General features: G+C 61.7%; 22 protein-coding genes and 2 pseudogenes. 14 read left to right on the top strand and 10 right to left on the bottom strand.

Going from position 1 to position 23,504, the window contains the following annotated elements:
* Positions 1-78: 78 nt before the first annotated feature.
* Both AC0L2Z_RS31215 and AC0L2Z_RS31210 read right to left on the bottom strand, forming a co-directional pair.
* Complete coding sequence (locus AC0L2Z_RS31215; protein ID WP_027154144.1) at positions 79-321, bottom strand: hypothetical protein; 243 nt, start codon at positions 319-321, stop codon at positions 79-81.
* An 80-nt stretch (positions 322-401) separates the two neighbouring features.
* Positions 402-1,007 (bottom strand): SCO family protein, encoded by a 606-nt coding sequence (locus AC0L2Z_RS31210; RefSeq protein ID WP_473534560.1) that lies wholly within the window; start codon positions 1,005-1,007, stop codon positions 402-404.
* Positions 1,008-1,201: 194 nt separating this feature from the next.
* Here AC0L2Z_RS31210 and AC0L2Z_RS31205 point away from each other — a divergent pair, with 194 nt between their 5' ends.
* The 9 genes from AC0L2Z_RS31205 (at position 1,202) to AC0L2Z_RS31165 (ending at position 10,441) form a co-directional block, all read left to right on the top strand.
* Positions 1,202-1,900, top strand: a complete 699-nt coding sequence (locus AC0L2Z_RS31205; protein ID WP_413468442.1) for a carboxypeptidase regulatory-like domain-containing protein — start codon at positions 1,202-1,204, stop codon at positions 1,898-1,900.
* A 90-nt stretch (positions 1,901-1,990) separates the two neighbouring features.
* Positions 1,991-3,136, top strand: a complete 1,146-nt coding sequence (locus AC0L2Z_RS31200) for a metallophosphoesterase family protein (protein ID WP_473630175.1) — start codon at positions 1,991-1,993, stop codon at positions 3,134-3,136.
* A gap of 11 nt (positions 3,137-3,147) precedes the next feature.
* Entirely contained in the window at positions 3,148-3,612 is a 465-nt protein-coding gene (locus tag AC0L2Z_RS31195) for a c-type cytochrome (protein ID WP_023798298.1), read from the top strand.
* A 131-nt stretch (positions 3,613-3,743) separates the two neighbouring features.
* Positions 3,744-5,186, top strand: a complete 1,443-nt coding sequence (locus AC0L2Z_RS31190) for a cbb3-type cytochrome c oxidase subunit I (protein WP_363216559.1) — start codon at positions 3,744-3,746, stop codon at positions 5,184-5,186.
* The gene (locus tag AC0L2Z_RS31185; RefSeq protein WP_473523577.1) at positions 5,183-6,847 is read left to right on the top strand and encodes a cbb3-type cytochrome c oxidase subunit II; all 1,665 of its coding nucleotides are present in this window, start codon (positions 5,183-5,185) and stop codon (positions 6,845-6,847) included. The genes AC0L2Z_RS31190 and AC0L2Z_RS31185 overlap by 4 nt, the downstream gene beginning before the upstream one ends.
* Before the next feature lie 151 nt (positions 6,848-6,998).
* The gene (locus AC0L2Z_RS31180; RefSeq protein ID WP_014766281.1) at positions 6,999-7,223 is read left to right on the top strand and encodes a hypothetical protein; all 225 of its coding nucleotides are present in this window, start codon (positions 6,999-7,001) and stop codon (positions 7,221-7,223) included.
* A gap of 153 nt (positions 7,224-7,376) precedes the next feature.
* Positions 7,377-7,499 carry a hypothetical protein gene (locus AC0L2Z_RS31175; protein ID WP_023798301.1) on the top strand — a complete coding sequence of 41 codons (123 nt, stop codon included), beginning with the start codon at positions 7,377-7,379 and terminating at the stop codon, positions 7,497-7,499.
* Positions 7,500-7,529: 30 nt separating this feature from the next.
* Entirely contained in the window at positions 7,530-8,258 is a 729-nt protein-coding gene (locus tag AC0L2Z_RS31170; RefSeq protein ID WP_128182112.1) for a sulfite exporter TauE/SafE family protein, read from the top strand.
* Between the two features lie 56 nt (positions 8,259-8,314).
* Positions 8,315-10,441 (top strand): heavy metal translocating P-type ATPase, encoded by a 2,127-nt coding sequence (locus AC0L2Z_RS31165; protein WP_473630180.1) that lies wholly within the window; start codon positions 8,315-8,317, stop codon positions 10,439-10,441.
* A gap of 7 nt (positions 10,442-10,448) precedes the next feature.
* Here AC0L2Z_RS31165 and AC0L2Z_RS31160 read toward each other — a convergent pair whose 3' ends face one another.
* The 4 genes from AC0L2Z_RS31160 to AC0L2Z_RS31145 are packed head-to-tail and all read right to left on the bottom strand — an operon-like array spanning position 10,449 to position 12,909.
* Positions 10,449-11,717, bottom strand: a complete 1,269-nt coding sequence (locus AC0L2Z_RS31160; RefSeq protein ID WP_473630174.1) for an NAD(P)/FAD-dependent oxidoreductase — start codon at positions 11,715-11,717, stop codon at positions 10,449-10,451.
* Positions 11,714-12,064, bottom strand: coding sequence for a c-type cytochrome (locus AC0L2Z_RS31155; protein ID WP_473630173.1), 351 nt, complete (start codon positions 12,062-12,064; stop codon positions 11,714-11,716). Before AC0L2Z_RS31155 ends, AC0L2Z_RS31160 begins: the two co-directional genes overlap by 4 nt.
* A 55-nt stretch (positions 12,065-12,119) precedes the next feature.
* Positions 12,120-12,446, bottom strand: a complete 327-nt coding sequence (gene soxZ, locus AC0L2Z_RS31150; protein ID WP_036262802.1) for a thiosulfate oxidation carrier complex protein SoxZ — start codon at positions 12,444-12,446, stop codon at positions 12,120-12,122.
* Positions 12,447-12,462: 16 nt separating this feature from the next.
* Positions 12,463-12,909 carry a thiosulfate oxidation carrier protein SoxY gene (locus AC0L2Z_RS31145; protein ID WP_473630172.1) on the bottom strand — a complete coding sequence of 149 codons (447 nt, stop codon included), beginning with the start codon at positions 12,907-12,909 and terminating at the stop codon, positions 12,463-12,465.
* A 168-nt stretch (positions 12,910-13,077) separates the two neighbouring features.
* Between AC0L2Z_RS31145 and AC0L2Z_RS31140 the strand changes: the two are divergent.
* Positions 13,078-13,309, top strand: a pseudogene (locus AC0L2Z_RS31140) (sulfite exporter TauE/SafE family protein); the annotation flags it as partial.
* 163 nt (positions 13,310-13,472) lie between these two features.
* On the opposite strand, the gene AC0L2Z_RS31135 reads toward AC0L2Z_RS31140, so the two are convergent.
* Positions 13,473-13,607, bottom strand: coding sequence for a hypothetical protein (locus tag AC0L2Z_RS31135; protein WP_473630171.1), 135 nt, complete (start codon positions 13,605-13,607; stop codon positions 13,473-13,475).
* Positions 13,608-13,631: 24 nt separating this feature from the next.
* Between AC0L2Z_RS31135 and AC0L2Z_RS31130 the strand changes: the two are divergent.
* Positions 13,632-13,808: pseudogene (locus tag AC0L2Z_RS31130) on the top strand (tyrosine--tRNA ligase); the annotation flags it as partial.
* A 107-nt stretch (positions 13,809-13,915) separates the two neighbouring features.
* On the opposite strand, the gene AC0L2Z_RS31125 reads toward AC0L2Z_RS31130, so the two are convergent.
* Both AC0L2Z_RS31125 and AC0L2Z_RS31120 read right to left on the bottom strand, forming a co-directional pair.
* Positions 13,916-15,475: a BCCT family transporter gene (locus tag AC0L2Z_RS31125; RefSeq protein WP_473630170.1), complete on the bottom strand. Its 1,560-nt coding sequence runs from the start codon at positions 15,473-15,475 to the stop codon at positions 13,916-13,918.
* A gap of 192 nt (positions 15,476-15,667) precedes the next feature.
* Complete coding sequence (locus AC0L2Z_RS31120) at positions 15,668-15,853, bottom strand: hypothetical protein (RefSeq protein ID WP_473630169.1); 186 nt, start codon at positions 15,851-15,853, stop codon at positions 15,668-15,670.
* Positions 15,854-15,911: 58 nt separating this feature from the next.
* On the opposite strand from AC0L2Z_RS31120, the gene AC0L2Z_RS31115 reads away from it, so the two are divergent.
* The gene (locus AC0L2Z_RS31115) at positions 15,912-17,642 is read left to right on the top strand and encodes an adenylate/guanylate cyclase domain-containing protein (RefSeq protein WP_473630168.1); all 1,731 of its coding nucleotides are present in this window, start codon (positions 15,912-15,914) and stop codon (positions 17,640-17,642) included.
* A 191-nt stretch (positions 17,643-17,833) separates the two neighbouring features.
* Here the strand turns inward: AC0L2Z_RS31115 and AC0L2Z_RS31110 are convergent, their stop codons facing one another.
* A complete protein-coding gene (locus tag AC0L2Z_RS31110; RefSeq protein ID WP_473497753.1) occupies positions 17,834-21,208 on the bottom strand; it encodes a hypothetical protein in 3,375 nt (1,124 codons plus the stop codon).
* Positions 21,209-21,303: 95 nt separating this feature from the next.
* Here AC0L2Z_RS31110 and AC0L2Z_RS31105 point away from each other — a divergent pair, with 95 nt between their 5' ends.
* Both AC0L2Z_RS31105 and AC0L2Z_RS31100 read left to right on the top strand, forming a co-directional pair.
* Entirely contained in the window at positions 21,304-21,771 is a 468-nt protein-coding gene (locus AC0L2Z_RS31105) for a peroxiredoxin (RefSeq protein WP_287171936.1), read from the top strand.
* Between the two features lie 172 nt (positions 21,772-21,943).
* Positions 21,944-23,233, top strand: coding sequence for a M23 family metallopeptidase (locus AC0L2Z_RS31100; RefSeq protein WP_473630167.1), 1,290 nt, complete (start codon positions 21,944-21,946; stop codon positions 23,231-23,233).
* Positions 23,234-23,504 lie beyond the last annotated feature (271 nt).

The following is a 23,504-nucleotide window of genomic DNA, read 5'->3' as shown; positions in this document are numbered from 1 at the left end:
CCGCCATCGCCCGATTCCTCTGCTTGCATACGAATTATGTCGAAGCGCGATGCGCGCCGATCCCGCTCGCATAGTTCCTCACGACCCGCGTTCAGGAAGGTCGAAATTGAGCTGCAACATTCGCGCGATGTTTATCAGAATTGTCTCGCAGACCTTATCTTGATTAGGATCCAGATATTTGACAGTCCAGTTTGCCCCGTTCTCCTTGGTTTCGAGCCGCTGAATCACAAAATCAGTGACGTGCTCGCATCCCGGCTCCTTATGAAGATCCGCGAGGATCAATGCCTTAAGCTCCGAAGCCTCCTTTGTATGTCTTTGCATGGTCGCTCTCCTTCCGGATGACAACTTTCTATGGATCGCTCAACTGCTTAATCGTGATGTCCGTCATCCCAGGGCTGGTGTCATCGCACCAGTTCACCTAACCTAGCGGCAATGCCGCTGCTTGGTGTGTCAGAGTCTAGCCCCTCCACGAATTGCCCCTGTGGGTTCATGATGTAGATGTGGGTGCCGTGATCCATTAGGTAGTCGTCACCGCCCGCCTCGCCCCGGCGCGCCACACCATAGGCGCCATATGCCTCCGAAACCGCAGCGATCTGTTGCGGGCTGCCGGTCAGTCCCACGATGCGCGGATCGAACGCTGCGGTAAAGCTTCCCATCACCTCAGGCGTGTCGCGTTCGGGATCGACAGTGATGAAGAGCGGTTGCAGTTTTGCGGCGTCGGGTCCGAGTTCCTCAATCGCCGCGGCGATTGATGACAGCGTCGTCGGACAGATGTCGGGACAAGAAGTATAGCCGAAGAAAACCAGCAGCCATTTGCCGCGATAAGTCTCATCGGTGACCGTCGTTCCGTCCGGCGCCGTAAGCGTGAATGGGCCACCGACCGTCACAGGCGCCGTGTCGGCCCGCACGAGCGGTTGGCAGATCGACAGGGCCGCTGCGAATATTATGCAGAAGAGGGTATGCGAACCGTAGGCCCAGGGGCTGAGGAGTCCATGCCGCCGCTTCATCAAGTACCTCCGGCACTTCGAGAAAGACGCACCAACCCCCGCGTGTGTTTGTGATTAACAAACTCGCCTAAACTATCTCACTTTATCATGTTTTGTTGCTGAATGGCTAGACATGGTTCTGGTTTAGCTCTATTTTTAAAAGTTGCCCCTCATCTCGCTAGAAGGAGGAGGCTTTTATGACCATTCGCGAATTGATGAGCGGGCTGGCGGCGATCGCTTTCGTTGCGATGGTGTCCGCGCCTGCGCAAGCCTACGAAGTGGGTCCGGTCACGGGAGGCGGAACGATCGAGGGTACGATCGTCTACCGCGGCGACGTGCCGACAACAAAGATCATCCCCACCAAGGATATCGAGGTGTGCGGCGATCCCCGCGAGGAGCCGCTGATCGAAGTCGGCAGCGATCAGGCCGTGCTGAACGCGGCGGTGCAGCTGGTCGACGTGGCACAGGGAAAGGCCTGGCCGGAGCCCGGAAAGCCGCCTGAGCTCAACAACCTCAAATGTCGCTTTGAGCCCGCGGTTCAGATGATACCCGCCGGTTCGCTGGAGGTGGTCAACAGCGACCCAATGCTCCACAATACCCACGGGTATTATGGCAAGCGCACCGCCTTCAACCTGGCGCTGCCCAATAAGGGCCAGCGGATACCCGTCGAACTGAAGCGGGCCGGCACTGTCCGCGTCGACTGCGACGCGCATGGCTGGATGGAAGGCTGGGTCTATGTGGTAGACAATCCCTACTACGCTGTCACCGGCGCCGACGGCAAGTTCAGCATAACCGATGTTCCGCCTGGGGACTACAAGCTCGTGGCGATCCACCCCTTCACCGGGCCCATCGAGCAGACCGTAAAGGTAGAGGAGAATAAGGCCACCAGTCTGACGATTGAACTGAAAAAATAAGAAAATGGGCGACCCACTGATTCAATAGGGTCGCGCTCCTGCGAGAAGGCCGACGCTTTAAGAAACGGCCTGCACTGAGGAGGAACCCTGATGTCTGACGAGCTTGACCGCATTCGGCGCGAAATGCATGCGGTGCTGCAGCCGCCTGGAGTACGGCCCGACGACTCGCTCCAAATCACCCGCCGCACATTCATTCACAGATCGCTGCTGTTCGGCGCTGCTTCCGTCGGCCAGACGTTCGCGTGGTGGCCGCTGCTCAACACCATCGACGTCGCTCACGCCGCCGAAGCGCCCTTCAAGTTTGCCTGGATTTCGGACACCCATCTCTATCCGAGATCCCTCAACACGCGCTTCGTCGACAAGGTGGTGCGCGCCGTGCAAGAGGTCCAGGCCATGGATCCGCCGGCCGACTTCCTGATCTTCGGCGGCGACCTGGCCCAGCTCGGAAAGATCGAGGAACTTGAGCTTGGCGTTGAGCTCCTCAAGGATCTGAAGATCAAGAAGTACTACATCCCGGGCGAGCATGACTGGTATCTGGATATGGGCAAGAAGTGGGGCGAGTTGTTCGGCCAACCCAACTGGACCTTCGATCACAAAGGCGTGCGCTTCATCGGGCTCGATACGGTCAGCCGGGGACCGGACTACTGGACAGCGAAGAAGATGACGCCAGAGGAGCGCATGGGCCACATGGCTACCCTCGACGGCACGGTTGCCGGCGCGTGGGCCGGCGTCGGCCGCGAGCAACTCGACTGGATGCAGAAGACACTCGCCGACTGGGATAAGTCCAAACCGATCGTCATCTTCAGCCATAATCCGCTGTACGAGTACTACCCGCCCTGGAATTTCTGGGTGCGCGACTGGCGCGAAGTGAATGACGTGCTGAAGCCTTATAAAAAGGTCACCAACATCCATGGTCACGTGCACCAGGTGCTCTACAACGAGATCGGCAGCATGCGCTCGATCGGCATGCTGGCGACCTCCTGGCCGTGGCCGTATGCCCCGGAAGGCGTCCCCAAGCTGACCAAGCCGATGATCCGGGTCGACCCCGGCGATCACTTCGATGGAGTCGGTTGGGAAACCGTCAACGTCAACGCCGACGACAAGGTCGACGTCGAGTACATCATGTGGGGCCGCAAGGAGGTGCTCGTCCAGTCGCCGGAGGACCACGACAAGAGCATTGAGGAGGTCTTACAGCCACGCATCGCCGACAGACAGTACCCGTGGGAAAATCCATAAAGGGGATGGCTATGATAAACACATCGACATTCCTCTGCATTCTGAGGCGTTCCACCGTCGCCGGAGCAGTCGTCGCAGCTGCCGTCGTCGTCGGCCCGGCCAGTGCCAACAAGGACCCGGTGACGCCAAAGCAGCTGAAGCTCTATCAAGAGGCGTTCATGGAGGAGGTCAGGAAGGGAGACCTCCTGTTCCACGGTGATGCGGCGATGGCGGAGCAGTTGGGCGTCAAGCTGTCGACCACCGGGTGGGCCTGCGCCATGTGCCATCCGATGGCCTCCGATACCCACCCGCATGCGTTCCCGAAGTTCCAGCAGTCGATGGCCAAATTCGCGACACTGCGCGACATGATCAACTGGTGCATCGAGAAACCGAACCAGGGTGAGAAGATCGATCCCGAATCGGAGGCGATGAAGGCGCTCGAGGCGTACATCACCTGGTCGAACACCGGTTCGGTGTTGGTGCCAGGCAAGTACTAGTCTCGTCGATAGCCGGGGCTCGGCTTCACGGGAGCGCGTCCGCCATCGGGGTGACACCTCGATGGTGGGGTTGAAGCAGTGGTGCGGCCCGGGAACCGCGCGGGGAGGTCTATGCGTTGGCAGAGACGGGGATGGAGCTGCGCGGCAAGTTCGCGAATGTGGACCTGGATGCGCTGGTCGACAACCGGGTCGTGCGGACCTGGCTTTATTTCGGCATGTTCTGGCTGATGGTGACGCCATCCGTCGGCGTCCTGATCTCGAGCACCTTCAACTACCCCGACTATCTTGGATCGGGAAACCTCGAGCTCACCTTCGGCCGGCTGCGCCCCGTCCACGTCAACGGTGTCATCTTCGGCGCCTTCTCGACGCTTTTCATCGGCCTTTGCTATTATCTCGTGCCGCGTCTGTCGGGGGTGCGGGTGATATGGTCGGAGTGGTCGGTTCTTCTCGCATGGGTCTGGAACATCGCAACGCTTGCCGGTTTGGTCGGCTTGCTGTTCGGCGACAGTGACGGTTTGGAAGCCGGAGAGTTTCCGCTCTATGCGAAGGTCGCATTCTTCATCGTAGTGGCTGTTGCTACCGCGCAATTCCTGATCACGATCAGTCGAAGGCTCGAGCCGGCGATCTATGTCGCGCTATGGTACTTGATCGCGACTTTCGTGTGGACGACGATGAACTTCGTGCTTGGAAGCTTCATCCTGCCGTACACGATCTCGGGCATCAACAGCGCCGCCTTCCATGGCCTCTATCTCCACTACATCGTCGGCCTGTGGCTAACGCCCGCGGGCTACGTGATCATTTACTATTTCCTGCCAATCAGCGCGCGAAATCCGCTCTATGCCCATAAGCTCTCGCTGGTAGGCTTCTGGTCCCTGGCATTGTTTTACCCGTTCGTCGGCATCCACCATTACCTCTACAGCCCGATCGCGGACTGGGCCGAGACCTTGGCCGTCGTCACATCGATGCTGCTGATCATTCCGGTGTGGACGGTGCTGGTGAACTTCTTCGGCACCATGATGGGCAAGTGGCATGAGTTCGGCAGGAACTTGCCGGCGAAGTTCCTGATCATGGGCTCGCTCATGTATCTCGTCGGCTGCTTCCAAGGCTCGACCGAGGCGCTGCGGCAGCTGCAGCAGCCGACCCACTTCACCGATTTCGTCATCTCGCATTCGCATCTCACCGTGTTCGGCACCTTCGTCGTCTGGGCGATGGGGGGCCTCGTCTATACTTGGCCGCGACTGTTCGGGCGCGAACTCTGGTCCTTCAAGCTCGGCAACTGGTCGTTCTGGCTGATCACCGTCGGCATCACGACCATGGGCCTGGTCCTCACAGCGGGCGGGCTGCAGCAGGGTTATCAATGGATGAATGGGGTCGAATGGCTCGACTCGCTCGTCTGGGTGAAGCCCTACTGGCTGGCGCGGACCCTGGCAGGCATCAGCATGGATATCGGGATGTCGCTGCTGGTGGTGAATCTGATGCTGACCGCACTGACCAGTCCGGCGGCTGAGGCGCGACGCGTCCGCGGGTCGGTCGAGGCGCCTACCCCGGCCCCGGCGGGAGGGCCTGCGCAGTGAACGTTCGCTTCTTCGCGCTGTTCGCCGGCGTCTTCTGCATCACCCTTGCGGTGATCACGCAGGGCGTGCTGCCCTTCGTGGAGCCGTCCTCGCGAACTACGCGCGTGACCTCGGTGGTGCGCACGGATTTCGGCCAGCTGAAATGGACGGTTTCAGAGGCGACGGACTACACCGAGCAGCAGCGTCGCGGCCGCAACATTTACCTGCGCGAAGGCTGCTGGTACTGCCATTCGCAATTCGTGCGGCCGGTGACCGGCGAGATCCGCCGCTGGGGACCGGTCAGCGAGGCGGGCGAATACGCCTATGACGTGCCGCACCTGTTAGGCACACGCCGGATCGGGCCGGACCTGACGCGCGTCGGCCTGAAATACAGCGACGAATGGCACCTGGCGCACTTCTACAATCCGCGGATGCTGGTGCCGGACTCGATAATGGCGCCGTATCGCGGTCTCTTCCACGAGCCCGATGCAGCCGTCCGTATCGTTGACGACGGCGCTGGCGGTCGGACCCTGGAAAGGACAGAGGTCACCGAAGGCCTTTTCGACTTCGACAGCCAGCAAGCGATCCAGCTGACGCCGAATGCGTACGGGTTGCTGTTCGTGCCGCTGAAGGCGCGCGAAAGAAAGCCGATCATCCTGACGCCGAATGACGAATACACAGGAGAAACCGTCAGCATCGCGGCGGAGACGGAATCGCTGGCGGCGCTCGTTTCCTACGTCCAGAAGCTCGGCACGAACCGGGGTAAATGGCGCGATCTTTTCGAGCCGCAAAGTCTGGAGGTCATGGATGCGACGATGCCGCGCTCCGAGGAATGGATTGCCTATGGCAAGGAAGTCTATGAGCGCCGCTGCATCGGTTGCCACGGTGCCAAAGGCGACGGCAACGGGCCGGCCGCCACCTTTATGTTTAACCAGCGGCCCAGGGACTTCACGTCCGCAGTCTTCAAATTTAGGTTGACAAAGGAGCCCCTGCCCACGGACGGGGACATGCTGCGCACCATTACTCGCGGCATCCGCGGCACGGCAATGCCCCCTTGGTACGAACTGCCGCTCAACGATCGGCTGGCGGTGATCCAGTACATCAAGTATGAGCTGGCGGTTGACCGTTCCGACCCCGCCAGTCCTTACGCTTTCTTCGTCGAGGAGCCGCCTGGCCCACCGTTGTATATCGGGCGCCCGCCGACCCCGTCCCAGACGATGCTGGACCGTGGCAAGGAGGTTTGGCAGGTGGCGAAGTGCTGGGAATGCCACGGCCAAGGCGGCAAGGGCGACGGCGAGAAGGCTGCTGGCCTCAAGGATGATATCGGGTTCGCCACCCCGCCGGCCGACCTCACCAGCGGCCAGTTCAAGTCTGGCCCGGCCGTCGAAGACATCTTCCGGACGATAACTACCGGCCTCAGCGGCACGCCGATGCCGTCGTATCGGGATTCCTTTCCGGACGAGGACCGATGGGCACTTTCCTATTTCGTGGTGGCGCTTTCCGCCTATAAAGACCCGCTCTCGCTGCAGCCGCTGTCGATCAAGCAGGAGGCCCGCGCGGCGCTGAACGATCTGGAACTGGTCGCTGACAAGCCTGAGCGAGCCTATGTGCCCGATCCGTCGGTGCCGGCGTCCGGCCCGCCAGCGCCGCCTGGCGAGAAACAGGCACCCGCCGGAGGTTAGCGCATGCTCGGTTTTGAAGTCACTGGACCATATGCGGGCGCCATGATGATGAGCCTGGCGGCCCTGTTCTTGTTCATCTGGGGCGTCCTATCCGGCGCGTTGAGCGGCACCGACAAAGCCGCCAACGACTTTTTTGAAAGGGAGATGGAGAATGAGCGATCTGCAGAGCAGCGATCCGGAGAGCCCGAGGCACCCGGAACTGGATGTACGTCAAAGCTCGCACCCTGAACTAGAGGACTATGCCGGCGGCCTGATACAGGCGCGTGTGGGCTTCATTCCGCTATGGCTTCTCGTCGTTTACGTGCTGCTGTTCGCCTGGGGGCTGTATTACATGTATGTTTATTGGGGCGGGCTCGGCCCCGGCCGTCTGTTCTAAGAAGACTGTCGCAAGAGCTGGTAAGGCAGGAGTGATGGAGATGTTGGTAGCCAAAATTCTCCTTGGGGTCGCCGCATTGAACCTCCTTTTCCTGGCCTTCGAGGTGGCGGTAAACGTGCTTCGTCTTTATTTCGGCTGACATAGGAGCAGCGGATGCTACAGGACACGGTTTTCAAGCTCGCTGACGCCGGCTTGCCACAGATGCTCGGCTTCCTCATCTATGGCGGCTGCACCGTCGGCTTTATCATCTTTCTTGTCTATCTTGTGCGGCAATAGCGACGCGGACGCGGCGCTGCGAAAACGCCAATGATCTATTACCTCGTGATCTTCGCCGCTGGATTTGCAGGCAGCTTTCATTGCATCGGCATGTGCGGCGGCTTTGCCTGCGCGCTTGGCCGCGATCAGCGAGGCGGAGGCGCAACCGTCCTTCGCCACCTGCTCTATAATACCGGCCGATTGACAACCTATTGCTTTCTGGGCGGGCTCGCGGGTGCGATCGGTCAGGTCATCTGCACCACGCAAGGTCTAACGGCGGCGCCGCTCTTGAACGGCTCCCTCGACACCGCCCAACGAATTCTCGCGATCGTCGCTGGCCTGCTCATGATTGCCATGGCGTTGCAGTTCTTCGGCTTGCTGCAGGTCTTCCATCGTCTTGCGATCGGATTTGGCGGCAGCACATTTGCATTGTCTCTGCGCGGTCTGTTGACCGCCCGGAGCAGCGCAGCACCGCTTGCCTTTGGCGTTTTCAACGGCTTCCTGCCATGTCCCCTGGTCTATGCCTTCGCCGCCCAGGCGGCGAGCACCGCCGGAGCGCTTCCCGGGCTTCTCGTCATGGCATGGTTCGGACTGGGAACCTTCCCCGCGATGTTGATGATGGGCGGCGTTGGCCGGATACTAGGGCCAGCCTGGCGGCGGCGCGGCGTGCGGCTGGCGGGCGGCTTTATTCTTTTGCTCGGTCTCATCACGCTCGGCCGTGGTCTCCTGCCTTCCGACGCGCATATCGGCCTTGCCTGGCTGGGCGGACATCCTGCATGACTGCGCATGGCGATATCCTCTGTAGCCATTGTTCGCTGCCCGTCGGCCTGCGCCCGATGGAGCGCAGGCTCAACGGTGAGGCTTGCGCATTCTGCTGCTACGGCTGTTGCATCGCCTTTCAGGTGAAGAGCGGCAGACACGAAGAGTGGGAAGCCGCCTGGCTTCTGATCCAGCTCGGCGTGGGAGGCTTTCTCTCCATGAATATCATGATGTTCAGCCTCCTCCTCTATTCGGACGCGTTCACCGGCGTCGATGCGGGCGTGCTGCCGTGGATCCACCTTTTGCTCTGGATCTTCGCGACGCCGGCGGTGGTGATTCTCGGCGGACCCTATCTGCGCGAAATGTGGCTCAATGGTATTCAGGGACGAGTGACGTCGTCGGCACTCATCGTGCTTGGCGTCGCTGCCGCTTACCTCTATTCGGCATTTGCCGTGTTCGAGGGCAGCACGCATGTCTATTTCGACACCGCCGTGATGGTGCTGATGCTGTTCACCGTTGGCCGCTATCTCGAGGCTGTTGGCCGCGCCAGGGCGGCGCGCGACCTCGAACCTCTTCTGGCCGCAGAAGGCGAGAGCGCGACCGTGATCGATGGCGCGGCAGAGATCCGCCGTCCGGTGCGGGAGGTGTCGGCCGGCATGCTGGTGCGGGTCCGGCCAGGCGAGCGCATTCCGGTCGACGGCGTGGTTGTCGAAGGGGAATCGAACACCGATGAAGCCGTGATTACCGGAGAAAGCCGGCAAGTGACCAAGGGCGCCGGCTCCAAGGTGATTGCCGGCAGTATCAATATCGACGGCCCGCTCCTGATCCAAAGCAGCGGTGACGGAACTGCAACCCGCTGGGCGCGGATTTGCCGGTCGGTGCGCGAAGCGCTGGGCCGTCGCAGTCCAACCCAGCGTCTTGCCGATCGCGTCGTTGGCGTGTCCGTGCCGCTCGTCCTCGCCCTCGGCGGGCTGACGATCGTTTACTGGGCGCAGTCATTGCCGTTCGATCGGGCGTTGCTGATTGGCCTCTCGGTACTGGTGGTTGCCTGTCCTTGTGCCGTCGGCCTCGCTGCTCCGATGGCGACATCACTCGGCATCGGCCGGTTGGCACGGCACGGCTGCGTTGTCCGCGACCCCGGCGTGCTTGAGACCCTCGCGCGTGTCCGGTTGCTCGCCTTCGACAAGACCGGCACTCTGACGGCGGGCAAAGCGCGTCTCGTCGGCGTCGACTGCCAGGAGGTCGGCATCGACGAAGTGCTGGCGCGCGCCGCCGGTCTGGAGCGACTTTCCGAGCATGGTCTGGCGCGGGCCATCGCGGCAGCCGCCGCTCAGCGCGGCATCACGCCGCTCGTCACCCGCGATGTCCGGACGGTTCCCGGCCGTGGCGTCCGCGGCAGCGCCGAAGGCCGGCCCGTAGCGGCAGGGAACGGCAGATTGATGAATGATCTGGGCTGGCCGCTTCCCCCGTCGCTGACTGAGCGTGCGCGGTCGCTGGAGGCGAGCGGTTATTCGGTGGTCTATGTCGGTTGGGGCGAGCAGGTTCACGCCGTGCTGTCGCTCGATGATTCACCGCTCCCCGAGGCGCATGCCGCGATCGCGGCCCTGCGTGAGCGCGGGCTCGACGCCACGCTGTTGACCGGCGACTTGGCGCCAGCGGCGGAGCGGATCGCGGCTCTGGTCGGGATCAAGGACGTCCAAGCGGGCCTTTCGCCGGAGGCCAAACGGCTGGCCCTGGATCGGCTCCGCCATGACCACGGTTCGGTGGCGATGGTCGGCGATGGACTGAATGACGGGCCGGTCCTGGCCGCCGCAGATGTCGGTATTGCCGTCGGCTCCGCCACCGATCTCGCCCGCGAGACTGCAGCGCTCGTGCTGCCTGCGGACGGATTGTGGATGCTGCCCTGGATCGTCGACGTGGCCCGTGCGGTCCGCAGGACCATCTTGACCAACCTTATGTGGGCGTTCGGCTACAACCTCGTCGCCCTGACGTTCGCAACACTCGGACTTCTGCAGCCAATCCTTGCGGCGGCGGTCATGGCCGGCTCGAGCATTCTCGTGGTGGTGAATTCGCTGCGGCTGGAGCGGCTGCCCGATCCTGTTCCAGCGCTGATCCCGGAGCAACGATCCGGCACCAAGTCGCAACGTACCCACGATGGCGCCGGCATTTCCGCAATGGCCGGCCCGGCCGTCGAGCGGAGTTGACTTTCGTTCAGCCAAACACGTCGTGCGTGAAGGCGTCATACCAGCCTTCCGCCGCGCGCGCAGCCTGCCGGCGGACCTCGGAGCTTTCCTCGACCTTGCTGACCAAGCTGATGACGCTCTTGAGCTTCCCGTCGACGGGCTTGAAGCTGATGGCGTTGCTGAACGCATCGTCGGGGGCGAGATAGGTGTAGCAGGTGTTGAACAAATGCGCCGGGAAACGCGCTGATCCAGTGAGATCGGCCGCGATGGCAAAGGCGCAGGCTTTGGCCTGGCTGTTGGCGCAGAAGGCGGATTTCGGCATATCCCCGCCGATGATCGCGTCACCGACCAGATGGACGCCGGGCTGCAGCGCCGATTCGAAGGTGACCGGATCGACCGGACACCAGCCCGACCGATTGGCGAGCCCCGCCTGCTGCGCCAAGCGCCCGGCCATTTGCGCCGGGATGACATTGGCCACCGCGGCCTTGAATGTAGCTCCCGCGGTGATCACCGACCGGGTCTTCGCGTCGATTGCCGTGACCCCGCCGGTGAACTGAGCCGGTAGCCATTCGATCATTCCCGGATAGTGGCGGTTCCAAGCGTCCTGGAACAGGTCCTGCGCGTTGAAGCTGTCTTTCGCATCGAGGATCAGAATTTTGGCCTTGGGTTTGCGGCGCTGGAAATAGGATGCGACGAGGGAAGCGCGCTCGTAGGGGGCGGGCGGGCAGCGAAACGGATTCGGCGGAGCAACGAGCACGAACAGCCCGCCGTCCTCCATGCTTTCCAGTTGCCGGCGCAGCAGCTTGCTTTGCGGTCCTGCATTCCAGGCGTGCGGCATGATCTCCATCGCCGCTTCGTCATAGCCCTTAAGCGCCCGATCCCTGAATGCGATGCCTGGCGCAACAACGAGACGGTCGTAGCTGAGCTTTGAACCGTTGTTGAGCGCAACGGTTTTCGCCGCCGGGTGAATCGCCGCGGCGGACTCATGAATGACGATGATACCATTTTGTTTTGCCAGCGCTTCATAACCATGACTGAGCGATTCGAACGGGCGCAGCCCGGCGAGATAGAGATTGCTGAAGAAACAGGTCGCGTAGCTCTGCCGCGGTTCAACCAGGGTCACCTCGATAGCCGTGGCGCTGGCGGCGAGATATCTGGCGACCGTTGCGCCGCCGATGCCGCCGCCGATCACGACGACACGCGCCTTGGCCTGGCCCCGCGCCTTCGGCTGGTTGAGCGCCGTTAACAACGCTGCTCCGGTAAGGCGGCCGAACTCGCGACGAGTCCAGGATTTCATCGCGGGTTACTTCCCTGCGCTGCGACATAGCGCGCGACGCTCGCGATCTCCTCGTCGCTGAGCGACAGCGCGATAACGTGCATGATGTGATTTGGACTCTCGCTCGCCCGGTAGGCAAGCAGGGCGTTGGTAAGCCTCTTCTCACCAAGCCCGATGATGCTGGGAATGCCTGTGCCGCCGCCATCGAGACGATGGCAGGACGCACAGATTGCGGCGAGTTGAGCGCCTTGATCGGGCCCCGCCGCCGCGCCGGATTGGCTGAAGAGCAGCACGAGGCCCGTGGCAATCGCAGATCTCGCGACGGGGCGCATGCTGAATACCCGTCTGTTTCGCAGTTTTCCGGTCACGCTCCCACTCAACTTGTCCACGCTATAATTCGCGCAGCTCGATTGCGTCGACACCTCAACCGACCGTGAACTGGTGCGACAACATATAAACGCCACCCCCGTCTTCTTCCCAGACAAAATCGAGCCGGCCGCTCTCCGTCGCGCGCAAGGAAAATTCGAAGAACGGGTTGGCCGAAATCGCCTCGTGAAGATCGACACTGAACACCACAGTTTCGTTGTAGCGACAGACAAACTTGTTGATGATCTTGCGCGGGATTACATTGCCTTGATCATCATGGCGTAGCCCCGTTTCCATCTCATGGCTGATAATGGTCTTGACCTGAAAAATCTCCCCCTTCGCCGCAGCGTTTGGCACGATCACGCGTGGTGTCGGGGTGGTCACAGTCTCTCTCCGATCCTCAGGCACAGCCATCCGTGGCGACACGGACCCACGTCGTGGTCATCAGCAAAATGCCGTCATTCATTTCAGCGACAGCGACGACGTGTTGCGGTTTGGCAAGCCGGATGCGCGTCGACACGCGGGGCAGACTGCGTTGCGGGACGAAGTGGAAACTGGCCACTTCGATGAGCGGGTTCCGCGGCGCGAACACGCGCATCTGCCTTACATGGTCGGCCTCGGTCATGGGGCTGTCGATGTAAAGACTCATGGGCACGGTGTAGCCGGTCGGGAAGTCCGTCGGCATTATCAGGTGAAGGCGATCCGACACCGTGGCCGTCCGTCCGGTGAGCTGCTCGATGAGATCCAACGCTTCATCGTTCGCACGCGCGCTCCGCGGCGAGAAGAGCGTGATCCCGGCAAACCCCACACTCCCGGCGATCAACACATCGCGGCGCGTCAAGCTCATCGTCCCGGTCTCCAAACCCTGCCACCTCTTTAGGCCACTCTAAGAACGCATCAGCGGCGGCAGGCGGCGCACTCGGACACATCAGTGCGGCAGCTTCTACCAAATTTAGCACCGACAACCGCTGGGAGCAATCTCGCGGAAGTGCCCATGGCCGCCCTTTAAACCAATGCATTCTGTTTTACCGGCCGTTGGGAGCACGCTGGCGGATTCTGCGACTACCCAACTTCGGTCGCCGGCCTGATCGCTGGAGGCGTTATTGCGGCACCGCTGTCGGGATAGATGGTCAAGGCATTGCGGGAAAGGACGCTCTTGGGTTGTCGGATCTCTGATCACACTCTTGGCCGGCTATCAGATGCTCGAATTAACTGGAGCGCTCGAACCGCGCCAGCGCAATGTCTGATTTTACAAGCCTGCGCGACACTCATGATAAGGCTGAAAAAGGACGGGTTAGGGTGGGAAGCGGTCGTTGGTCTCGTCCCAACGAGCAAGTAGCGCCCCTGAGCTGACCCATCCGGGCCGGACCCCGGGGCAGTCTCGCGTGCCGCCCGAGATAACTCGCGAGGCTAAGCCCAGAACGCATCCCAGGCGTAGAGGTCGTAGAAGTGCTCCCGGCAGTCAATCACCTTGCTATTCTTGATGTCGAAGACATCCAGCCGTTTGCCGTTGCGCTCCCCGGTATTGCCATGGACGCCGACCACGCGTCCGTCCTCGCTCGCCATCCCGGGCTTGCCGCGTCCAACGGCGAGGCGCGGCGACACATCCAGGGCGGCGCCGTGCGGCTGAACGACCGGTCCGTGTCCGACGATCGCCGGTTGGTGACACTTGAGGATCCAGGTCCGGAACAAGTCGTAAAACTATCGCTCGGCAAGAAAAAACACGTTCTGGTGCGGCCGGTCTGACCAGCGCCTGATTGTGCAGCACGCTCTCAGCTGCCGCTCTCCAGCCGATTGCGGCGGTACCAAAAGTTGCACGGAGCAAGCCCGCGCAACTTTGTTGTCGTCAAAGTTCACACCGGCTGCGTCGGGACCGTGGCAGCAGCCTCCAATTCGTTAAACCGCCCGTGGACTTCGATATCATCGAGAAGTCCCATCCACAGCGACACACATAACCCAACCATCACGAGGAGGAACGGCGCGGCCGCGACAATGGATGCGGTTTGGAGCCCAGCCAAGCCACCCATCACCAGCAACACACAAGCAGAGGCTCCGGCCAAAATGCCCCACAGAACCACGATCCCGGACCTTGGGTGAAGAGTTCCGCGCGAAGAGAGCATTCCCATGACAACGGAAGCCGCGTCAGCTCCCGACACGAAGAATATTGCAACCAGGAACATCGCAAGGGTCGATGTCAGCGTAGTGGCCGGATATTGGGCAAGAAGCGCGAACAGCGATACTGGAGCGCCCTTTTCGTTGACGGCTTCGACAAGTCCGCCCAATCCCATCAGTTCCGAGTGAAGTGCAGTTCCGCCCATGACGGTGAACCAAAAGAAGGTAACAGCGCTGGGGATGAGCAACACGCCAACGATAAACTCGCGGATTGTGCGGCCCCGAGAGATCCGAGCTATGAAAACGCCGACAAAGGGAGCCCAGGATATCCACCAGGCCCAATAGAAGATGGTCCAGCTGCCAAGCCACTTTCCGTCGCTGAATGCTGCCGTGCGGAACGACATGGAGACCAGGTCGCTGAGGTAGTAGCCGAGCGATTCGATCAGCGTGTCGAATATGAACACGGTCGGTCCAATGATCGCCAGAAAGAGCAGCAGCAGCAGAGCAATGACCATGTTCAGGTTGCTCAGGAATTGCACGCCCTTGCCAACCCCGGAAACCGCCGACAGGATGAACAGAACGGTCAATGCCGCGATAATTGTCAACGCAATCGTTGCGGACTCGCCGGTATTCCAGAGGAAGTTCATTCCGCTGTTGATCTGCTGAGCGCCAAGTCCCAACGAAGTGGCCGTTCCAAACAGTGTCGCGATGATTGCGAGGACATCGATCGCCCGGCCGATCGGGCCGTGGATGCGGCTGCCTAGCAGAGGCTGGAAGGCACTCGACATCAAAGTCGGCAGGTTGCGCCTGTAGCTGAAGTACGCAAGCGCCAATCCAACAACCGCGTAGATCGCCCACGGGTGCAGCGCCCAATGGAAATAGGCGTATTGCATTGCCACGACCGCGGCCTCCCGTGACTGCGGCTCCGCCATTCCGTGCGGTGGCGCGCCAAAATGGAAGACCGGTTCGGCCACGCCCCAAAACATCAGGCCGATGCCCATCCCGACGCTGAACATCATGCAGACCCATGACACGGTCGAAAATTCAGGCTTCTCGTCATCTCGCCCGAGCTTGATCTTGCCGAACCTGCCAACCGCCAGGAAAACAGCGAACATCAGGAAGAACGCCGTCGAAACGACAAACATCCAGCCGAATGTCTTGATGATCGTATTCAAAGTCGCTGTCGCCACTGTGGCGAGACTGTCAGGAGCGAGGCCGCCCCAAAGCACAAAGCCGCCAGCTATGATGACAGCCGGCCAAAATACGCCGGAGTCTACACTCCGGGTGCCTGTTACGGACATCCGCTCACTCCCATTTTTGCGTGGATCATCGTGCGCGGCCGGCTTTTCAAGCATTTTCTGGCTGGAACGACAGAGCGGTTCGCGTGGTAAAACTGATTGAATGACGCTGCGTTAGCTGGCTCAATCGCGACTTCGTTGCGACCCAGTTCCGACACATTCGAAAAGCTGTCGGTCATGACATCCGCGCTTCGACTACATCGACCATCGCGCAACGCTGCTTTGCTTAATGCGGAGGAACCCGCTCTTGCCGGAGAGCGGCAGTCTTTCCCGCATGGTCATAGAGCGTGAGAGCGTGCCCTGGACGGTGGTGCCGATCCGAGGGCCGCGCAGCACGCCATTAGCCCGCTTCAGATAGCCGGCGCCCTTGATCAGCCACATGCCCAAATTGCTGGATTTGGCAGCCCAGGAAGGATAGGCTTGGTTTTTGGTTCAGGCGATGGAACAGAGACTAGCCGCAATTCTGGCTGCCGATATGGCGGGCTACAGTCGGCTAATGGAGGCCGACGAATCCGGCACGCTCGCACGCCTTCGGACCCATCGCATAGAACTGGTCGATCCCGCCATCGCGAAGAACAAGGGCCGGATCATCAAGACCACCGGAGACGGCATGCTCGTTGAGTTCCAGAGCGTGACCGATGCCGTGAAATGCGCCGTGGAAATCCAACAGCGCATGAAACGGCGCAATTCGGATGTGCCGCAAGAACGGCGTATCGAATTCAGGATCGGCATAAATCTCGGCGACATCATTTTCGACGATGAGGACATTTTTGGCGACGGCGTCAACATTGCCTCGCGCATCGAGCAACTCGCCGACGTCGGCGGTATCTGCGTGACCGCAGCGGTGGCGACCCAAATTGCCGACCGTCTCGAAATTGCCATGGAGGATTTGGGCGAGAAGACGTTAAAGAACATCAGCCGCCCGGTTCGCCTCTATCGCGTTGGGTTTGACAGTCATGTCCTGCCAGAAGTCGAGGCAAAGCGATCCATCTCGAAACCTTCGATAGTGGTGCTGCCATTCAACAACATGAGCGGCGACCCCGAGCAGGAATTTTTCGCGGACGGACTGACCGAGGACATCATCACCGAATTGTCCCGCCATCATGAACTGTTCGTCATCTCGCGCAATTCCAGCTTCGTCTACAAGAACCGCGCCGTGAATGTGCGCGAGGTGGCCGAGAAACTCGACGTCCAATACCTGGTGGAGGGAAGCGTTCGCAAGATCGGCAACAGGGTGCGCGTGACGGTTCAGCTCATCGACACGGCGAATGACGCTCATATTTGGGCAGACAAATATGACCGGAAGCTGGACGACATATTCGCAATTCAGGATGAGGTAACCGCGGCGATCGCAGCCACGCTGCCCGGTCGTGTCGAGGCGGCTCAGCGGGACCAGCTCGCGCGGGCGAAACCTGCAAACATGGCCGCGTATGAATGTGTTCTTGCTGCCAAGGTGCTGCATCACCGAGGCACGATTGAGGATAATGAACGCGCGCAAACCTTGATAGGCAGGGCCGTCGCGCTCGACCCCGATTATGCCCATGCCCATGCTTGGCGCGCCTGCATTCTTGGCCAGGCCTGGGTCCATAACTGGTGCAAAGACAGGGATGCCGTCTGGAACGACATCTTGGCAGCGCTGGACAGGGCGCTGGCGCTGGACGACAACGATGCCGATGTCCACCGCATCCTCGCCGCAGTGAACGTGAACAACAATGAGCTGACCACAGCGCGCTACCATCAAGAGCGCGCCCTCGCCCTCAATCCCAACTACGACCTCGTGGTGGTGCAGCAAGGCGAGTTGTTGACGTGGCTGGGAAGGCCGGAAGAGGGAATTGAATGGATCCGCAAGGCAATGCAGTTGAACCCGCACCACCCGGAGAGGTTCTGGAGCCATCTGGGAAAGGCGCATTTCGCCGCGCGCCAGTATGGCGAGGCGATCGAAGCTTTCATGCATCTGTCAACGATGGACTCGGTTCAGCACGCTTTCGCCGCTGCCTGCTACGGCTGGCTCGGCGACGAAATCGCGGCCGCGGCGCATCTGCGCAAGATCAAAACGCTCGATCCCCTGTTCGACCTCGATTCATTTATCGCCACCCTGCACTATGCCCAGAAGTCTGATGTGCAGCACGTCCGCGAGGGACTGCTGAAAGCCGGTATTGCCAACCTGTAGCCAGCCGGTGACTACGAACCGGATCCAATCGGGGACAGGCAAAAAGACCGGCCCCCACCCAAGGACGAAGCCGCACGCGCGGCACTGGCGCGCGAGCGGCTCCGTCCAGGGGTCATGGGCGTGAATTCGGCCGGGGCGAGCCAGAGTCCGGCCATGTCAAGACTCGGTCTCTAAGCGATTGGGTTTTGACCTTACCGGTACTCGAAGATCGACCTGAAAATTCCGGGCGCGATCACCGACAGCGGATTGACGTCCAGTTTGGGCTTGTTGGCATTGCCCCTGAGCCGGTAAGTCACGCCGATCAGCCCGCGATCACGGCCATTGCCGAGCAACGCGCCGAACAGCGGCAGTTCGCCAAAGATGCGGTTGATGCCGTAGACCGGCATGAAGGTGCCGGTCATGTCCATGTTGTTGTTCCGGTCATAGAGCGTGCCCTGGAAGGTGGTGCCGATGCGCGGGCCGCGCAGCACGCCATTGGCCAGCTTCAGATAGCCGGCGCCCTTTTCGATCTCGGAAAAGCCGCGCTCGAACTTCACTCTCGACGTGTCGATATTGGCTTTGACGGCTTCGTTGAGGCTGCGGCTGTCACCGGCCGGCGTCGTCGATACGAGCGAGGCGAGTTTCGGCTCGTTGACCACGAAGAAATCATGCGAGTCGACTTGGCCCTTCATCGGCCCATCGCTTGCCCCGGCGAGCGCCAGGGTGATCGAGCCGCCCTCCATATGCTCGTAGATGTTGAGGAACCGCAGGATTGCGCCGGCGTCGGCCGACCGCACGTTGAGGGCGCGCTTGCCGGCGCCGGTCGTATTGCTGATGCTGATGGCAGCACCCGAACTTGCCGTGGCGCTCACCTTGAGCCCATTCACCCTCGAGCCGGCGGCGCTGTAGTCGAGCTTCAGGTTCGACAGCGTCTCGTTGTGGAAGCCGGTCAGCGAATTGACGTCGGCGCTGACCGAAATCGCGTCGGAGCCCGTGGCCTTGGTGGCGGTGTCGACATCGGACGTGAATTGCTTGATCAGCGAGCGCGCGTCCAGCGCGCTGCCGCTGATGTCGATCGCGTAGCCCTTGCCCGATCGTTTCACCGAAACGGCAACGTTGTCTCCCCGGTTCAGCTTGACGTTGCTGAACCGCGCCGAGGACAGGGCGCCTTTGACCAGCACCACGCCGCCATCGATCGAAAAGGTCTTTCCATCCAGGTCGAAGTCGGACAGCGTCGTGGTGTCGCCGGATTTGGCCATGGCAAATGTGACATTGGCTGGAATGCCGGGGCCCTTGCTCCAGCCTGCCCAGGGAATGTCCAGTCTGGCATTGGTCAGGTCCGCCGAAACAGTCTGGTTGCCCGTTCCACTCTTGTCGATCTCAACCTTGACGGTTCCGGAAAGCAGCTCCGACAGGCCAGGCATGGCGGCGGCACGTATCTTGTCGTCGAGCATCAGCGCCACTTTTCGGCTGCGTGGCGGTCCGCCATCCCTGAGCGGTTCGATCAAGTCGAGTTCGGCTGGAATGCCGTTGAGCAGCGCCTTGGCTGATATCACCGCCTTCTCGCGTTCCACCGTGATCGAACCATCCGCGTCCGTCACCGTCTGGTCTTCGAACGGCTTGCCCAGCGACAGGTCTTTGTAATCGAGCGTCACCAGCCAATCGAGTTTCGAGCTGTCGACGCCTGACTGCAGCGGAATATCCGCCTTGACGTGGCCGGTCACCGTGCCGGACAGGTCGTCCGGCAGCAGGCCGACATGGCGCATGGCATTGATCGGCTCGTAGGAGGCGAGTTCGGCGATTGCGGACGCCTCCCCGGCAACATCGATATCGAGCGCGCCGATCACCGGCGGGCGGTTCGCCGCCTTGATCGTCATCGTGCCGTTGCTTGCCGCCACCGTGCGGCCGCTGGCCATATAGACGTTGCCCGAGGACAAGGCGATGTCGACGTCATTGCCGTGGAATTCGACGACGCCGACGGCATCGCGTATCGGCGGAATGCGACCGGCTGTATCGAAGCGCGATCCTTCGACCTGGAACCGGCCGAATATCTCGTCTGATGAAAGCGGGATCCCGTTGCCAAGGCGCCCGGGCACGACCTGGAACTGCAGGCTGGCGTCGACGACGCGGCCGCCGAACAGGTTTTTCAGCACCCAAAGGCGAGCGTTTCGCGCCGAAAACCAGGGCCACAACTGCTTGACATGCGAGACCGGCATGTCGTGGACGTTGAAGGCTACAGATATGCCCGGCACCTTTCCCCTGGCGAACTCGACAGAAGCCGTGCCCAGCGCCTCGCTGGCGGACCCGGATCTGATCCCGATCTGCTCGGCAACGAGCTTGCGGCTGCGGGTCTGGTAGACGCCGGCCACCCGGGCGATGAAATCGAGCGCAGGTTCGGAGGATTCCGAAGGCGCCAGCGTCGAGCCGTCGCTGGTCAGGTCGTAGCGATAGGACGGCTCCTCGCCCGCTGTTCCAGTCGCCGGCTTCGGCCCGATCGAACCGGCGAACTCGAATGTCGAGCGACCGGTCCTCACTTGCAGCCGGTCCACCTGGACCTTGTTGGCGCCGGCGACAAGCGTCGCAGCGAGATCGACGTCTGCTGGAAGCGAGCCACGCGTGCCAAGATCGAGCACGGCACCGGCGAACGACAACGAGGCCGTCAGCCGCGACGCGTCGTCGCCGGATCCTTCCGATCCCGCCAACTTCAGGGCAATCGCGCCAAGCGTCCCGCCCGGCGCTGCCGCAGCCTGGTCAAGCTGTGCTATCTCGACGCTGGCATCCAACGCCGTCACGCGCCGCGTCGTCGTATCGCGGCTGGCTGAGGCGGCGATGGTGAGTGCCCTGCCGTCGACAGCCGCGTCGGATGAAAACTCCATGCCGCCCGGCCCCGACTGCGCAACGGTAGCATCCGCGATCCTGACCAGTTTGACCCACCCGGCCTCGGGCGGAACGAGGTCGACATTGCGCAGCTCGATCCGGCGCATCTGCTCCTCGCGCACCGCATCGAGCGCGTGACCGATGCTGGCAAAGACCGTGCCGGCCAGCCTGTCCGGGTCGATGAGGCCGTCGTCATTGCGCAGCGCCGCCGTCCAGTCGCCACCCGACGGCAGCGCCGACATCACGATGCGCGCGTCGGAAATCCTGGCACTGGTAAGCCGCACCTCGCCCGAAAGCAGCGGTATCAGCCTTACGCCGAAGCGGACACGCCCGGCATCGGCCATCGGCTTGCCGTCGGCGGTCTTGAGGCTGACGTCGCTGACCTGCAGCGCTATGAAGCTCGATCCGTCGAGCGTGAGACGGGCCGGCCCGACCGCAACGTCGACGTCGACGCCGGCCAATTTCTCGATGGCCGTTTCCGCCTCGGCCCGCAGCCGCTCGGTGCCGAAGCCGGACATGCCGATCGCATAGACAGCGGCGGTGGCCAGCAGCACAAGGGCCAAAAGGCCGGCAAACAGCCGCGCAAGAATACCAACGCCGCGGCCCTGGCCGAGCGGCGGTATGCGGCACGCGGACGGGAAGGCCCCCAGGTCGGTGATTTCATCACGCCTGAATCTGATCTTCTCGTGCTGCGGCTGCTCCTGATCCACACAATTTTCCGTTGAGCGAACTCGACCGTGGACGACTCCCGGTGCGACAATATATCGATGAGGCTTAGCGCGTAACCACAAACAAGGGCATCGATATGGCTGATCTCGACGTCGGCGACGTTGCGCCGCAGTTCGACCTTCCCCGCGACGGCGGCGGATCGCTCAGCCTCGCGTCATTGCGGGGAAAGCCGGTCGTGCTTTACTTCTATCCGCAGGACGACACCACCGGCTGCACCAATGAGGCGATCGGCTTTTCACAGTTGAAGCCGGAATTCGAAAAGCTCGGCGCTGTCGTGATCGGCCTGTCGCCGGACAGTGTCCGAAAACACGACAAATTCAAGTCGAAATACGATCTGACCGTCGACCTCGTCGCCGACGAGGAGCGCAAGGTGATCGAAGCCTATCATCTGTGGGTCGAGAAGCAGCTCTATGGCCGCCGCTATATGGGCGTCGAGCGCGCAACGTTCCTGATCGGCAGCGACGGACGGATCGCCCGGATCTGGCGAAACGTTCGCGTCAAAGGCCATGTCGAGGCGGTGCTGGAGGCCGTGCGCGCGCTTTGACGTCGATTTCGGGACGTCAATTTCGGCTGTGGCCTGAACCCGTGTGAAGCACGGGCGCCGAAGCAATCCGGCTGCAACCCATGGGCTGCAAGCTGGGCGCCAGCAACCGACCGTTAACCTTAATGATGTGTAATCGGGCTTGTCGTTGGTGTCGTAACGAAAGCTTGGTCCTGTGAACGTAGCCAGTCAGTCAACGGTCTTTGGCAGGCGCAACGAGCCCCATACGGTCATTATCGCCCGGGGCAACGAGATCAGGCATTTCACCATACGGCCATGGGTCGCCGCATTTTGCGGCTCGGCGCTGGCGGCGATGGCGATAGGCTATCTGCTGGCGACCTCCTATCTCGTGCTGCGCGACGACCTGATCGGCGCGACCACGGCACGGCAGGCGCGCATGCAGCAGGCCTATGAGGACCGCATCTCCGCACTGCGCGCCCAGGTCGACCGGATCACCAGCCGTCAGCTTCTCGACCAGCAGCTCATGGAAACCAAAGTTGGCGAGTTGCTGGAACGACAGACCCAGCTCAGCCTGCGCCACGGCCGCATCGGCCCGCTCCTTGAACGCGCCGAGAGCGACGTCAGAACGCCGCCCGCCGCAGGCACGGCTGCGTCCGCAAAGCCGGATAAACGCGCCGAGGTGACCGACGCCCCGCTACAGGCCTATGCGGTTGCCAGCGTCGGCGCCAGCCTTGGCGCTGGCGATGCCAAGCCGTTCTCGCTGTGGTCGACCCGCTCCGATCCGCTGCCGAGTGACACGGCGGCCGATCGTGCCGACAGGCTGTTCGTGTCAATCAACGCCGCGCTCAAGGCCATAGAGAGCCAGCAGCTCACCCGCATCGCCACGCTTGCCGACAACGCCTACAAAAACGCCGATGCGATTTCTCAGGCGCTCGAGGCGGCGGGCCTGCCGGTCGACGGCGATTTCGGCAAGAGCGATGCCGGCGGTCCGCTGATACCACTCGACAGTTCGATGACGTTCGACAGCAAGGTAAGGGAACTCGACGAGGCGCTGGACGCGCTCGACCGGCTGAAGACGGAGGCGCGACGGCTGCCGCTCGCCAACCCCGCGCCCGGCCGCTCGGTCACCAGCCCGTTCGGCGTGCGCCCCGATCCGCTCCTCGGCACCGCCGCGCTGCATTCGGGGATGGATTTCAGGGCGCCGACCGGAATGCCTGCCAAGGTCACGGCGCCCGGCGTCGTCGTCAAGGCCGGCTGGAACGGCGGCTACGGCCGCATGGTCGAGGTCGACCATGGCAATGGCTTTGCGACGCGCTATGGGCATCTCAGCAAAATCGACGTGACCGTCGGCAAGCGGCTCAATGCCGGCGACGTCATCGGCAAGACCGGCAGCAGCGGCCGCTCGACCGGCCCACATCTGCATTACGAGATCCGCCACAATGGCGAGGCCATCGACCCGCTGCGCTTCCTGAGGGTCGGCAAGAAGGTCGCGCGGTATCTTTAGTGGCTGCAGGGGTGCATCTGGCACGTCGTAGGCTTTTCGGACGTCGGTGCAGGACCTTTTCGATGCTGGGCCCCCCTCTGTCCTGCCGGACATCTCCCCCATTTGGGGGGAGATTGGCAGCTTCGGCGACAGTGCCCTTTCTTGAATGTTGAAAATTGGCGAAGGCCGAGGGGACGGCCAATCTCCCCCCTTGTTGGGCATATGCGCTAAGATAGTTTTGGCATGGACTGAAATTTGCGCTTTCGTGGTGGCTCACGCCATCGATGTCGCA

Source organism: Mesorhizobium sp. WSM4850 (assembly GCF_055811735.1).
Note: the sequence above shows the minus strand (reverse complement) of the source record. Positions and strands in the feature narration are given on the sequence as shown.